Origin of the sequence: Cellulosimicrobium funkei (assembly GCF_001019615.1) — a bacterium.
GTDB lineage: Bacteria > Actinomycetota > Actinomycetes > Actinomycetales > Cellulomonadaceae > Cellulosimicrobium > Cellulosimicrobium cellulans_E.
Map to the genome: position 1 here is coordinate 1 of NZ_JNBQ01000026.1, position 12,593 is coordinate 12,593.

Sequence of the window (12,593 nt, forward strand, 5' to 3'; positions counted from 1 at the left end):
CGCGGCGGCGCTCACCGTGGTCGCGTGCCGCCGGGCGGCGCGGCGCACGGGGTCCTCCTGGGCGAGCCCGTGGAGCGAGGGCTCGGGCGCGCGCGTCGCCGCCCGGACGACCAGCACGACGGCGACGCCGAGCCCCACGAGCACGGCCAGCACGGCACCGCTCCACAACAGGTCGTAGCCCGCCGGGAGGAAGAGGTCGACGCCCTGCGGCTCCTCGGGCGAAGTTTGTATCAACACATCAGTACATTCCCACGGCGACCCGGGTCGGTCAAGACCCGCCGGGCGCCGCGCCGTCCGGCGCCGTGCATGAGAGGTCTCTCATGCACGTCTCACCGCCGACCCACGCGCGTGCGGTGCGCTGGGCTCATGACGCTCGCCCCTCCCGCGCCCGACCAGCGCGCCTGGCTCGACCTGCTCACCGCCCCCGAGGCGGGAGAGCTGCTGGCCGTGGCGCTCGGCGCCGACGGTGCGAGCCTCGACACGTGGCGCGTGCACCAGGTGCACGCGCGCCCCGGCGCGGAGGTCACGGTCGGGTACGACGTCGTCGCGCGCCGGGCGCTCGCGGCACGCCCGGACGCGGCGGCCGCCACGGTCGACGCCGCCGAGTACCTGCTCGCCACGACGGCGCCCCTGTCGCCGGACGCGGCCGGACCCGGCGTCGTCCGTCTCGCGGACGGACCGCGCGTCGTGCACGTGTGGCGGCACCCGGCCGACCCGATGCTGCCCGGCCTCGCGGCGGCGTGCGACGCGGGCGAGCTCACGCGCCGGCTCGCGGCCTCGGGGGCGCTCGTGCCCGGCGAGGCCGTCGAGTCGGTGATGATGGTCGCCTACCGCCCCCTGCGGCGCGCGGTGCTGCGCGCGCGGACGTCCGCGCGCACGGTCTACGTCAAGGTGGTCCGGCCGGACCGGGCGCGCGCGCTCGTCCGTCGGCACGACCTCTTCCGGTCCACCACCGTGAGCGCCCCGCGCTGCCTCGCGTGGGACGACGACGGCGTGGTCGTCCTCGAAGAGGCGCGCGGCCCGTCGCTCGCGCAGCACCTCGCGGCGCTCGACCCGGACGACCAGCCCGGCGCGATCGACCCGCGCGAGCTCCTCCGCGCGCTCGACGCCCTCCCGGCGCGCGCGACGACCCTGCGCCGCCGCCCGGCGTGGGCCGAGCGCATCGAGCACTACGCGGCGTCGGCGCTCGCGGTGCACGGGCTCGACGCGGACCGGGTGGACCGCGTCGCGCGCGCGGTCCGGACGGCCGTCACGACGCGCGACCCCGGGCCGGTCGTCGCGACCCACGGCGACTTCTACGAGGCGAACGTCCTGCTCGACGTCCCGGCGGCACCCGGCGACCCCGCCTCGCGGGGACGCGCCCGCGTCGGCGTCCTGCTCGACGTCGACACGCTCGGCCCGGGCCGCCGCGTGGACGACCTCGCGTGCCTCGTCGCGCACCTCGCCGTGCTCCCGACGCTCGCCCCCGCGACGTACGGCGGCGTGGGGGCGCTGGTCGACCGCTGCCTGGCCGTGTTCGACGAGCGCGTCGACCCCGCGGCGCTGCGGGCGCGCGCGGCCGGCGTCGTGCTGTCCCTCACGACGGGCGCGGCGTCGCGCGACCTCGCGGACGCGTGGCTGCGGGTCGCGGAGGAGCTGCTGGACGCGGCCCTCGGGACGGTCGCCGACGAGCTCGTCCCCGTTCCTGAGAGCACTCTCATCGGCGCCTCCTCGGCATCTCACGGGTGACCGCGAGGCTCGCACCATGCACGGCCGAGGGGTCGTGCGCACCATCGGACGAAGGAGAAGGATCATGAAGGCACGCAGCGCATGGATCGTCACCGGGGCGCTCGGCGCGGTCGGTCTCGGGGCCACGGTGGCGACCGCCCAGGGGGCGTTCGACGCCCCGGAGCCGGCGACCGTCTCGCCCTCGGTCCAGGTGAGCACGTCGTCGAGCACGCCGACCGACGCGCCCACCACGTCCGCGACGCCCAGCCCGGCCGACGTGCAGAACGGGACGTCGATCACGACGGTCACGGCGAACACCTCCGCCTCCCCGAGCACCGCGGGCTCGGCGAACACGTCCGGCTCGGCCGTGACGAGCCAGACCCCGAACACGCCCAACACCCCGCCCACGGCGAACACGGCGAACACGCCGCAGACCCCGAACACCCCGCCCAGCCCGGTCACGCCGCCGTCGCCGCAGTCGGCCGACTGATCTCGGCGCCCGGCTGATCGACCGGACCGCGCGACCGGGCCGCACCCGGGTCTGCGGGTCACGAGGGACCACCTCGGGACCTGCGGGCCCGGGTTCGGCGCGTCAGCGGGTGGCGTCGGCCAGCCGGTAGCCCATGCCGCGCACGGTGACGAAGTGCTCGGCACCGAGCTTGTTGCGCAGGTAGCGCACGTAGACGTCGACGACGTTCGAGCCGGGGTCGAAGTCGTATCCCCACACGCGCGACAGGAGCTGCTCGCGGCTGAGCACCTGGCCCGGGTTGCGCAGGAACGCCTCGGCGAGCGCGAACTCGCGCGCGGAGAGGTCGACCTCGCGGTCGGCGGTGCGGGCGCGGCGCGTGCGCAGGTCGAGGCTGAGGGCGCCGTGCGTGAGCACCGTGACCTCGCCCGCGGGCTCGGTGCGCAGACGCAGCCGGATCCGCGCGAGGAGCTCCTCGAACCGGAACGGCTTGGCCATGTAGTCGTCGGCGCCGCCCTCGAGCCCGGCGACGGTGTCCGTGACCGACGTGCGCGCGGTGAGGATGATGACGGGGATCGCGTTGCCCGTCTCCCGCAGGCGGCGCAGCACGGTGAAGCCGTCCTGGTCGGGCAGGCCCAGGTCGAGCACGAGCAGCGCGAAGTCGCCGGTGCTGGCGAGGTCGAACGCCTCTCGCCCCGTCGCGACCGTCGTGCTGGCGTAGCCCGCCGAGCGCAGGCCCTTCGCCACGAACGACGCGATGCGGGTCTCGTCCTCCGCGACGAGGATCTGGCTCACCGGGTGGTCCTTCCGTCGGGGGCGGGGTGCGCGGGCGGGTGCTGGTCGTCCGGCCCGACGGCGGGCGGCACGGCCGGCGCGGGCCCGGAGGTCGGCGGGGGCAGCGAGGGGGTGGCGGCCGACGGCGCGCTCGGCACGGTCGGCGCGGTGAGCGCACCCGGTGCCTGCCCGTGCCGCCCGTCGAGCGCGGGAGCGTGCGGCCCGACGGCGTCCGCACGCGCCCCGGAGGACGGGCCCGCGACCGGGGCGAGCGGGAGGTCGAGCGTGAACGTCGACCCGACACCGGGCGTCGATGCGACCAGCACCCGGCCGCCGTGCCCCTCGGCGATCGCCGCGACGATCGCGAGCCCCAGCCCGGCGCCCTCGGGGTGGGTCTTTCCCGGCGTCGTCGCCTGGGCGAAGCGCTCGAAGATCCGCTCCTGCTGCTCGGTCGCGATCCCGACGCCCTCGTCGCGGACCCACACGCGCACGCGCGCGCCGTCGTCGGACACCGCCGAGCCGAGCGCGACGACGGACCCGGGCGCCGAGAACTTCACCGCGTTCGCCGCGAGCTGGAGGAGCGCCTGGGTGAGGCGCTGCCCGTCCGCGAGGACCGCGACGTCGGCGCGCGCGTCGACGAGCCAGCGGCGCTCGCCCAGCGTGCGGACCTTGTCGTGCACGTCGTCGAGGAGGCGACCGAGGTCGGTGTCGCCGGGGCGGACGAAGTCGGGGCGGCCGGCGGTCGCGAGCGTCACGAGGTCGTCCACGAGGCGGTTCATGCGGTCGAGCTCGTCGAGCGCGAGGTCGCGCGTCTCGGCCGCGTCGGCGGCGTCGCGCGGGTCCATGAGCTCGAGGTGGCCGCGCACCACGGTGAGCGGCGTGCGCAGCTCGTGCCCGACGTCGTCGATGAGGCGTCGCTGCGACTCGAACGACCCCTCGAGCCGGTCGAGCATGCCGTTCACGGTGCGTGACAGGTCGGAGAGGTCGTCGTTGCCGGTCACGGGGATGCGGGCGGACAGGTCCGTGTCGCCGATGCGCTGGGCGGTGCGCGAGAGCGTCCGGATCGGCTGGAGCAGGCGCCCGGCGACGACCCAGCCCACGACGCCGATGAGCACGAGCGCGCCGAGCGCGACGACGGCGTAGGTCCGGAAGACCTGCGCGAACTCGGCGTGCTCGGCCGAGCGGTCGTAGGCGAGCACGAGCGCCGCGGGCGCCTGGTCCGCGGCGGTGCCCGCACCGCCGAGGGACTGCACCGGAGCGACGAGGGCGCGGTACTCGGCCGTCGCGGTGCGCGGGGAGCGCAGCACGACGTCGTCCCCCGCGACGAGCGGCGCGAGCGCGGCGACGAGCTGGGGGTCGTCCTCGAGCCGCAGCCGCACGTCCTGCTGCGAGACGAGCGGCGTGCGGCCCTCCCGGAGCCCGAGGATGCCCTCGTTGTGCGCCGGGACGGTGAGCTGGATCGAGGCGACGACGACGTCCTCGGCGGACGTGAACGGCTCGCCCGTGACGGGGTTCAGCCCCGACTCCGCGAGCTGCGCGAGCTCGTTCGCGCTCCGGGTCAGGCTCTCGTCGATGCGCGCGTCGATCTGCCCGCGCTGCAGGAACCAGGCCGCGCCGCCCGCGAGCAGCAGCGCCAGGGCGGAGAGCCCGAGGAACGCCGCGAGCATGCGGGTACGGACGGTCAGCCCGGCACGACGCGCCCGGGGGCTCATCCGTCGCCCTGGTCGGAGCCGCTGCGGTCGTCCCCGTCGTCGTCGGACCCGCCGTCGTCGTCGGACCCGTCGTCGTGGTCGTCGTCATCGTCGTCGCTCGACGGCGGGGCGGGCGTCACACGGTCGTCGTCGTCATCGTCGTCGTCGGGCGAGGTGATGGGCGACGGGTCGCCGGTGGTCGTCGGGGCGGGGGTCGTGGGTGCGGGCGTCACGACCACGGCACCCCCGACCTCGCGGTCCTGCGGGCGCGAGGCCAGCGCGCCGGCGGCAGCCGCGCCCCCGAGCACGAGCACGAGCGCCCCCACGAGCCACGCGACGGTCCGACGAGTCATGGGCCCAGTATCCGAGAGCAGGATGAGACGCACATGAGAAGCGGGGCTGCGCGATGTATCTTGATGTCAAGAATGTTGATGCCGAAAGAGTCCGCTCGACGACTGGAGCACCGATGCCCCGCGACTGGGATCCCGCCCTGTACCTGAGCCACGCCGACGAGCGCTCCCGCCCCTTCGCCGACCTGCTCGCCCGCGTGCCCGTCGACGCCCGGACGGTCGTGGACCTCGGCTCCGGCCCGGGCCACCTCTCCGCGCTGCTGCACGCGCGCTGGCCCGGGGCGACGATCACCGGCGTCGACGCGTCGCCCGCGATGGTCGAGCGCGCGCGGCGGGACGCCTCCGCCCCCTGGGTCCGGTACGAGCTCGCCGACGTGCGCACCTGGGCACCGCCCGCCCCGGCCGACGTCGTCGTGAGCAACGCGACCCTCCAGTGGGTCCCTGACCACCTCGACCTTCTCGCCCGGCTCGCGGGCCACGTCGCGCCCGCCGGGGCCCTCGCCTTCTCCGTGCCGGGCAACCACGACGCCCCGAGCCATCGACTGCTCCGCGAGATCGCCGCCCGCCCGCCGTACGCCGAGCACGCGTCGGGCGTCGACCGACCGGGAGCGCACGACCCGGAGGCGTACCTTGACCGGCTCGCCGGGCTCGGCTGGGCCGTCGACGCGTGGGAGACGACCTACCTCCACGTGCTCCACGGGCCCGACCCCATCCTGCGCTGGATCTCCGCGACCGGCGCGCGCCCCGTCCTCCAGGCGCTGCCCGACGCCGAGCGCGCCGCGTTCGTCGCCGAGTACGCCGCGGCGCTCCGGGGGGCGTACCCCGAGCGCGGGTACGGCACGGTCCTGCCCTTCCGCCGTGTCTTCGTCGTCGCGACGCGCGCCTGACCCGACCCGCGCCGCGTGCTCGACCCCGACCGGGGCAGGAGCCGCCGCGGTCAGCCCCCCGCGAGCCAGTCGTCGACGCCGGTCAGCAGACGCTGCTTCGTGCCGCCCGAGGCGCGACTCGCCCGGATCGACGACCGCGCGAGCGCGGCCAGCTCGTCGTCCGAGAACCCGTGCTCGTGGCGTGCCGTCTCGTACTGCGCCACGAGGCGGGACCCGAAGAGGAGCGGGTCGTCGGCGCCGAGCGCGACACGGGCGCCGGCGTCGACGAGCGCCCCGAGCGGGACCTGCCCGGCGTCCTCGTAGACCCCGAGGGAGACGTTGGAGGCCGGGCAGACCTCGAGCGCGATCCCGCGGTCCACGACGTCGTCCAGCACCCGCCGGTCCTCCGCGGACCGCACGCCGTGGCCGAGCCGGTCGGGGACGAGCTCGCGCACCACCTCGTGCACGTGCGCCGGCCCCAGCAGCTCGCCCCCGTGCGGCACGGACGCGAGCCCGGCCCGTCGCGCGATCGCGAACGCGCGCGCGAACTCCGCCGTGTCCCCGCGGCGCTCGTCGTTGCTCAGGCCGAACCCCACGACCTCCCCGGCCCCCTCGCCCGCGTACTGCGCCGCGAGGCGCGCGAGCGTGCGCGCGTCCAGCGGGTGCCGCATGCGCGACGCCGCGACGACCACCGCGACCTCCGTCCCCGTCGCGGCGCTCGCGGACCGCGCCGCGTCGAGCACGATCTCCACGGCCGGGGTGATGCCGCCGACGAACGGCGCGTACGACGTCGGGTCCACCTGGATCTCGAGGCGGCCCGACCCCTCCGCGGCGTCGTCCTGCGCGGCCTCGAGCACGATGCGGCGCATGTCGGCCTCGGAGCGCACGCACGCGCGCGCGGCGTCGTAGAGGCGCTGGAACCGGAACCAGCCCCGCTCGGTCGGCGGCAGCCGGAGCGGGTCGCCGTCGACGAGCGCGTGGGGGAGCCGCACGCCGTACTGCGCGGCGAGGTCGCGCAGCGTCTCCGGGCGCATCGACCCGGTGAAGTGCAGGTGCAGGTGGGCCTTGGGAAGCGTCGCCAGGTCTCGCACACGGGGAGTCTGTCACGCGGACCCGACCCGCGCGTCGCGCACGGGGCAGGGTCCCGACGGCAGCCCGCCCCCCGTACGGGCCCCGTCACACCGGACGCCGGTCAGGTCCCGGTGAGGAACCCGCGCTGCATGGCGACCGTGACCGCGGCGGTCCGGTCGTCCACGCCGAGCTTGGCGAACGCGCGGAGCAGGTGGGTCTTCACGGTCGCCTCCGTGATGAACAGCTCGCTCCCGACGGCCGCGTTCGACAACCCGCGCGCGACGAGCCGCAGCACCTCGATCTCCCGGTCCGTGAGCCGGTCCGCGCCGCGGACCGACGTGACGAGCCGGGTCGCGACGCTCGGCGCGAGCACGGTCTGCCCGCGCGCCGCCGCACGCACCCCGGCCACGAGCTCGTCCCGCGGCGTGTCCTTGAGCAGGTAGCCGGTCGCCCCGGCCTCGACCGCGCGCAGGATGTCCGCGTCGGTCTCGTAGGTCGTGAGCACGACCACGCGCGGGGCGGACACCGTCCCGCGCCCCGTGCCCCGGCCGGGCGTGCCGACGATCGCCGCCGTCGCGCCGACCCCGTCGAGCACGGGCATGCGCAGGTCCATGAGCACGACGTCGGGCGCGAGCTCGCCCGCGAGCGCGACCGCCCGCTCGCCGTCGCCCGCCTCGCCGACGACCTCCAGGTCGGGCTCGGCGGCCAGCATGCCGATGATCCCCGAGCGCACGACCGGGTGGTCGTCCACGACGAGCACCCGGACGACGCCGTTCCCGGCCGGGCTCATCGGGCGTCTCCGGTCCGCGTCGCCGCCCGCGTGCCCGTGGACGGTCCGTCCGGCGACGCACCGGCGGGCAGGCGGACCGCGACGCGCGTGCCGCCGCCGAGGGCCGGACCCACCTCGAGGCTCCCGCCCTCCGCGGCCACGCGCTCACGCATGCCCCGCAGGCCGTAGCCCTCGGTGAAACCGGACGCGTCGGCGGGCAGGCCGCGCCCGTCGTCGGTCACCTCGAGCACCGTGCCCGCGTGGTCCTGCCGAAGGCCGACCCGTACGGCCGAGGCGTCCGCGTGGCGCCGGACGTTCGTGAGCGCCTCCTGGGCGGACCGCAGAAGGACGACGTCGTCCGCGCTCGACAGTCGGAGTGCCTCCGGCGCCGTGAGCTCGACGCGCGTCCCGGTCTCCTCCGCGAACCGGTCCGCGAGCCGGCGCAGCGCCTCGCCGAGCGTGCCGCCCTGGAGCGGGGCGGGGGCGGAGGCGGCGACGAGGGCGCGAGCCTCCGCGAGGTTGTCCCGCGCCGTCGACTCCACGAGGGCCAGGCGTTCGCGCGCCGCGTCGGGGGCGTCCCGGTCGAGGTCGGCGCGCGCGGCCTGGGCGAGCATCACCACGCTCGTGAACCCCTGGGCGAGCGTGTCGTGGATCTCCTGGGCGACGCGCTCGCGCTCGGCGAGCACCCCCGCCTCGTGCGAGGCCCGGCCGAGCTCGGCCTGCGTGGCGCGCAGCTCGTCGACGAGCCGCGCGTGGCGCTCCGACTGCCGCAGCGTGTGCGCGGTCCACAGACCGAGGCTCAGCGCGAACGCCAGGGCGACGCCCATCTGGGGCGCGGCGCTCGCGAGCTCCTCGGGCTCGACCCGCCCCGTCTGCGGGTCGAACGCGAGCGCGAGCGCCGTGCCGGCCGCGAGCGCGACGCACAGCACCACCTGGGCCCACAGGTGCTCCGACAGCATCCAGATCTGCGTGAACACGGCGAACAGGAGGAGCGTGCCGAGCGCGTCCTGGCCGACGACGACGAGCGTGCACGCGATCGCGACGACGAGGTAGACGTGGGCCGGCACCTGGTCGCGGGTGCGCGCCGCCCGGCGGCCCCAGGCGAGGTAGGTCACGAGGATCGTCGCGACCGCCGCCAGGGACACGAGCAGCGCCCTCCCGCTGACGCCCGCCGCGAGCAGCGCGAGCGCGCTGAGCACGACGATGACGTAGAACGCCAGGTCCCACCAGCGCACGTCGCGGGCCCACGCGCCGTCGAGCTGGGCGGTCGCGGCGTCGGCGGACGTCCCGTCGACCACCCCCGCGACCGCCCCGCCCGGCGACGGCGTCTCAGCCGTCGTCACGGCGCCGCCACCGGAACGAGCGTGCACCGACCACGAGCCCCACGACCAGCCATGCGACCAGTACAGCAGCGGTCGCGCCGTGCTGCCACGACCCGGACGGCTCGAGCGCCGCCGCCTGCTCGGGGAGGAACACCGAGCGCATGCCCTGCGCCATCCACTTGAGGGGGAACAGCGACGCGACGGTCTGCATCCAGGACGGCAGCGCGAAGAACGCGAAGAACACGCCCGAGATGAACTGCAGGACGAGGACGACAGGGGTCACGACCGCCGTCGCGGACTTGCCGGACCGCGGCAGCGACGAGAACGCCACGCCGCACACCGCGCCGGTGGCGCACCCGAGCACGAACACCCACGCGAACGTCGCGAGGCGCGCACCGCCGTCGGACATCTCCCACGGCATGGGGACGTCGTAGACCGTCGCGGCGAGCGCCAGGAGCAGACCGGTCTGCACGACCGACGTCAGCAGGACGAGCCCGATCTTGCCGTAGAAGTACGCGGACGGCGGCAGCGGGGTGGAGCGCAGGCGCTTGAGCGAGCCGTCGTCGCGCTCGACCGCGATCGAGATCGCGAGGGACTGGAAGCTCGTGAGCATGACGCCGGTCGCGATCATGCCGGGCAGGAAGTACTGCGCGAACGGCACGGAGTAGGCGGCCGTGCCCTGGTCCTGCCCGTCGAACACCGTCGCGAAGATCGCGAGCATGATGAGCGGGTACGTGAAGATGAAGATCACGGCGTCGCGCTCGCGCAAGAACGCGCGCAGCTCGGCGCGGGTGCGCTCGATCCCCAGCCGGCCGGCGCCGGGAAGGGCCGCGGCGCGGGGCGGTCGCGTCGTCCGGGCAGCGGTCGGGGCGGTGGTCACGGTCGGGCCTCCTCGGGGACGACGGCGGTCGTGCGGTCGGGCGTGGGATCCTCGGCGGGCGCGTCGAGGGAACCGGGTGCGGTCGTGGGGGCAGGCGCGGCGCCGGGCGCCGTGGCCGGCTCGCCGATGAGCTCGAGGTAGACGTCCTCCAGGCTCGGGCGGGTGACCGCGAGGCCAGGGACCTCGCCGTCGGGTCCCGCGTACCGCGCGGCGAGGGACGCGACGAGCGCGGTGGGGGAGTCGGTGCGCTCCGACCGCCAGGCGCCGTCGTCGAGCCAACGGACCTCCGGCCGGCGCGCGTCCGGGCCACCGAGGCGGTCGGGCGCGTCGAGCGCGACGACCCGGCCCGCGCGCACGACGGCGGCACGGTCGGCCAGGTGCGCGGCCTCGTCCAGGTAGTGCGTGGTGAGCAGGATCGTCGTGCCGTCCTCGCGCAGCGAGCGGACCAGCGCCCAGAACGCGCGGCGCGCCTGCGGGTCGAACCCGGTCGTCGGCTCGTCGAGGAACAGCAGCTCCGGGCGCCCCACGATGCCGAGCGCGACGTCCAGGCGCCGACGCTGGCCGCCGGAGAGCTGGCGCGTGCGGGTCCGGGCCTTCTCCCGCAGCCCGACGGCGTCGATCACCTCGTCCGGGTCGCGCGGCGCGGGGTAGAACGTCGCGAAGTGCCGGACGATCTCGGCGACCGTGAGCTCGGCCTGGTCCCGCGAGTCCTGGAGCACGACGCCGATGCGCGAGCGCCAGGCGCGGCCCGCGGCCTGGGGGTCCTCCCCGAGCACGCGGACCTCGCCCGCGTCGCGCCGCCGGAAGCCTTCGAGGATCTCGACGGTCGTCGTCTTGCCGGCGCCGTTGGGTCCGAGGACGGCGAAGATCTCGCCGCGCTCGACCCGCAGGTCGACGCCGTCGACCGCCTGCTTGGCGCCGTAGCGCTTGCGCAGGCCGCGCACGTCTACGGCCGGGCCGCTCGACCCGGGGCCGGCGGTGCGGGAGCCGGTGGGGAGGGGTGTCGTCGTCATGGGACCAGCGTGTCGGCGGGGTCCGGTCGCCCGCGACGGCCGTTCGTCCGGACCTCGTGTCCACCGATCGGTGGACGGTGGTTCGACCAGGGGCCTCGCGTCGCGTACAGTGATCCCTCGGTGGTTGACGCCCGCCACGCTGGTCCGCGCCCGTGAGACGTGTTTTGTCCCGGGGCCGGGGGCTCGTACGGCGTCGTCGAGCACGAAGGGTAGTGGCGCAATTGGTAGCGCAGCGGTCTCCAAAACCGCAGGTTGCAGGTTCGAGTCCTGTCTACCCTGCACGGCGTGGCTCTCGTGGGACCTTCCCGGGAACCGCGCGCGGCCCGGCACCGGGTCGCACCGAGGGTTCGAGCAGGTCCCGTACGTGAGCGATGGGGAAGAACGAGTGAGCGAATCGCCGTCAGAGGCCGTGGGTGCAGGCGGCGCACGCGCCGACGAGGTGAAGAAGAAGGGCGGTCCGTCCGCGGACAAGAAGCCCAACATCTTCGCGCGCATCGCCCTGTTCGTGCGCCAGGTGGTCGCCGAGCTCCGCAAGGTCGTCACGCCGACGCGCTCGGAACTCATCACCTACACGACGGTGGTCCTGGTCTTCGTGGTCGTGGTCATGGCCTTCGTGACCGTGCTCGACCTCGGGATCGGCAAGGCCGTCATGTGGGTCTTCGGCTAGCGAGCGCACCTCCGCCCGGTCACGCCGGGCCTCACCACGGCAGCCGGCGCCCCTCGGGGCGCCGTCGGCGCTTCCAGAAGAAGTCATCGAGCAGTTCGTCAGAAAGCAGGTTCGTTCGTGTCCCAGGAGTCGCTGGACCAGACGGAGAACGTCGACCCGACGCAGCCCGAGGGTGCCCAGGACGACGTCGAGGAGACCACGGACGCCCCGGCGGTCGACGAGGCTGACGAGACGGTCGACGAGGCTGACGAGACGGTCGACGAGGCTGACGAGACGGTCGACGAGGTCGCGTCGGACGACGAGGCCGCCGCGGACGACGAGGAGTCGGACGAGGAGCGCCCGGTCGACGAGGACGGCGACGTCATCGAGGACCCGGTCGCGGAGTTCAAGCGCACGCTGCGCACGCAGCTCGGCGACTGGTACGTCATCCACTCCTACGCGGGCTACGAGAACCGTGTGAAGGCCAACCTGGAGAACCGCATCCAGAGCCTGAACATGGAGGACTACATCTTCCAGATCGAGGTCCCCATGGAGGAGGTGGCCGAGATCAAGAACGCGCAGAAGAAGATCGTCCGACGCGTGCGCATCCCCGGCTACGTCCTCGTCCGCATGGACCTCACCGACGAGTCGTGGGGCGCCGTCCGCCACACGCCCGGTGTCACCGGGTTCGTCGGCCACACCCACCAGCCCGTGCCGCTGACGCTCGACGAGGTCTTCTCGATGCTCGCGCCGATGCTGGCCCCCGCCCCGGAGCCCGGCAAGCCCGCCCAGGCCGCCGCGAAGGCTCCCGTCGAGGTCGACTTCACGGTCGGCGAGTCGGTCACCGTCACGGACGGCCCGTTCGACACGCTGCCCGCCACGATCTCCGAGATCAACGTCGAGAACCAGAAGCTCAAGGTCCTCGTCTCCATCTTCGGCCGGGAGACCCCGGTCGAGCTGTCGTTCAACCAGGTCGCCAAGATCTGACGTACGGGCGGCACGAGCCGCCCCGCGTGAGCGCAGTACTGCAACCGGGTC

Annotated in this window: 13 protein-coding genes, 1 tRNA gene and 1 pseudogene; 6 read left to right on the plus strand and 9 right to left on the minus strand. The window is 75.1% G+C overall.

From position 1 onward, the window contains the following. Positions 1-237, minus strand: a pseudogene (locus FB00_RS22135) (hypothetical protein); the annotation flags it as partial. A 129-nt stretch (positions 238-366) separates the two neighbouring features. Here FB00_RS22135 and FB00_RS15240 point away from each other — a divergent pair. Together FB00_RS15240 and FB00_RS15245 are read left to right on the plus strand one after the other, a co-directional pair. Continuing rightward, the gene (locus FB00_RS15240; protein WP_052877719.1) at positions 367-1,728 is read left to right on the plus strand and encodes a hypothetical protein; all 1,362 of its coding nucleotides are present in this window, start codon (positions 367-369) and stop codon (positions 1,726-1,728) included. Between the two features lie 64 nt (positions 1,729-1,792). Further along, positions 1,793-2,197 carry a hypothetical protein gene (locus FB00_RS15245; RefSeq protein ID WP_047233790.1) on the plus strand — a complete coding sequence of 135 codons (405 nt, stop codon included), beginning with the start codon at positions 1,793-1,795 and terminating at the stop codon, positions 2,195-2,197. A 102-nt stretch (positions 2,198-2,299) separates the two neighbouring features. On the opposite strand, the gene FB00_RS15250 is transcribed toward FB00_RS15245, so the two are convergent. Genes FB00_RS15250 through FB00_RS15260 form a run of 3 tightly spaced genes read right to left on the minus strand, consistent with a single transcriptional unit; the run spans position 2,300 to position 4,991 of the window. Beyond that, on the minus strand, positions 2,300-2,968 hold the full coding sequence (locus FB00_RS15250; protein ID WP_047233791.1) for a response regulator transcription factor: 669 nt from the start codon (positions 2,966-2,968) through the stop codon (positions 2,300-2,302). Beyond that, on the minus strand, positions 2,965-4,659 hold the full coding sequence (locus FB00_RS15255; RefSeq protein ID WP_231581882.1) for a sensor histidine kinase: 1,695 nt from the start codon (positions 4,657-4,659) through the stop codon (positions 2,965-2,967). Before FB00_RS15255 ends, FB00_RS15250 begins: the two co-directional genes overlap by 4 nt. Then, positions 4,656-4,991, minus strand: coding sequence for a hypothetical protein (locus tag FB00_RS15260; RefSeq protein ID WP_047233792.1), 336 nt, complete (start codon positions 4,989-4,991; stop codon positions 4,656-4,658). Before FB00_RS15260 ends, FB00_RS15255 begins: the two co-directional genes overlap by 4 nt. A gap of 113 nt (positions 4,992-5,104) precedes the next feature. Between FB00_RS15260 and FB00_RS15265 the strand changes: the two genes are divergently transcribed. Next, a complete protein-coding gene (locus FB00_RS15265; RefSeq protein WP_047233793.1) occupies positions 5,105-5,875 on the plus strand; it encodes a methyltransferase domain-containing protein in 771 nt (256 codons plus the stop codon). Between the two features lie 50 nt (positions 5,876-5,925). Here the strand turns inward: FB00_RS15265 and FB00_RS15270 are convergent, their stop codons facing one another. The 5 genes from FB00_RS15270 to FB00_RS15290 form a co-directional block, all read right to left on the minus strand. Further along, the gene (locus FB00_RS15270; RefSeq protein ID WP_047233794.1) at positions 5,926-6,945 is read right to left on the minus strand and encodes an adenosine deaminase; all 1,020 of its coding nucleotides are present in this window, start codon (positions 6,943-6,945) and stop codon (positions 5,926-5,928) included. Positions 6,946-7,046: 101 nt separating this feature from the next. After that, positions 7,047-7,715, minus strand: coding sequence for a response regulator (locus tag FB00_RS15275; RefSeq protein ID WP_047233795.1), 669 nt, complete (start codon positions 7,713-7,715; stop codon positions 7,047-7,049). Then, positions 7,712-9,037 carry a sensor histidine kinase gene (locus tag FB00_RS15280; protein ID WP_231581883.1) on the minus strand — a complete coding sequence of 442 codons (1,326 nt, stop codon included), beginning with the start codon at positions 9,035-9,037 and terminating at the stop codon, positions 7,712-7,714. Before FB00_RS15280 ends, FB00_RS15275 begins: the two co-directional genes overlap by 4 nt. Next, positions 9,024-9,896, minus strand: a complete 873-nt coding sequence (locus tag FB00_RS15285; RefSeq protein ID WP_047233796.1) for an ABC transporter permease — start codon at positions 9,894-9,896, stop codon at positions 9,024-9,026. Before FB00_RS15285 ends, FB00_RS15280 begins: the two co-directional genes overlap by 14 nt. Next, positions 9,893-10,909 (minus strand): ABC transporter ATP-binding protein, encoded by a 1,017-nt coding sequence (locus FB00_RS15290; protein WP_082141380.1) that lies wholly within the window; start codon positions 10,907-10,909, stop codon positions 9,893-9,895. Before FB00_RS15290 ends, FB00_RS15285 begins: the two co-directional genes overlap by 4 nt. 206 nt (positions 10,910-11,115) lie before the next feature. On the opposite strand from FB00_RS15290, the gene FB00_RS15295 reads away from it, so the two are divergent. The 3 genes from FB00_RS15295 to nusG all read left to right on the plus strand — a co-directional run bounded on the left by FB00_RS15295 (position 11,116) and on the right by nusG (position 12,542). Beyond that, positions 11,116-11,188 (plus strand) — tRNA-Trp (locus FB00_RS15295). Between the two features lie 106 nt (positions 11,189-11,294). Beyond that, a complete protein-coding gene (secE, locus tag FB00_RS15300) occupies positions 11,295-11,576 on the plus strand; it encodes a preprotein translocase subunit SecE (protein WP_082141381.1) in 282 nt (93 codons plus the stop codon). A gap of 117 nt (positions 11,577-11,693) precedes the next feature. After that, positions 11,694-12,542, plus strand: a complete 849-nt coding sequence (gene nusG, locus FB00_RS15305) for a transcription termination/antitermination protein NusG (RefSeq protein WP_047233798.1) — start codon at positions 11,694-11,696, stop codon at positions 12,540-12,542. The last annotated feature ends 51 nt before the right edge of the window (positions 12,543-12,593 follow it).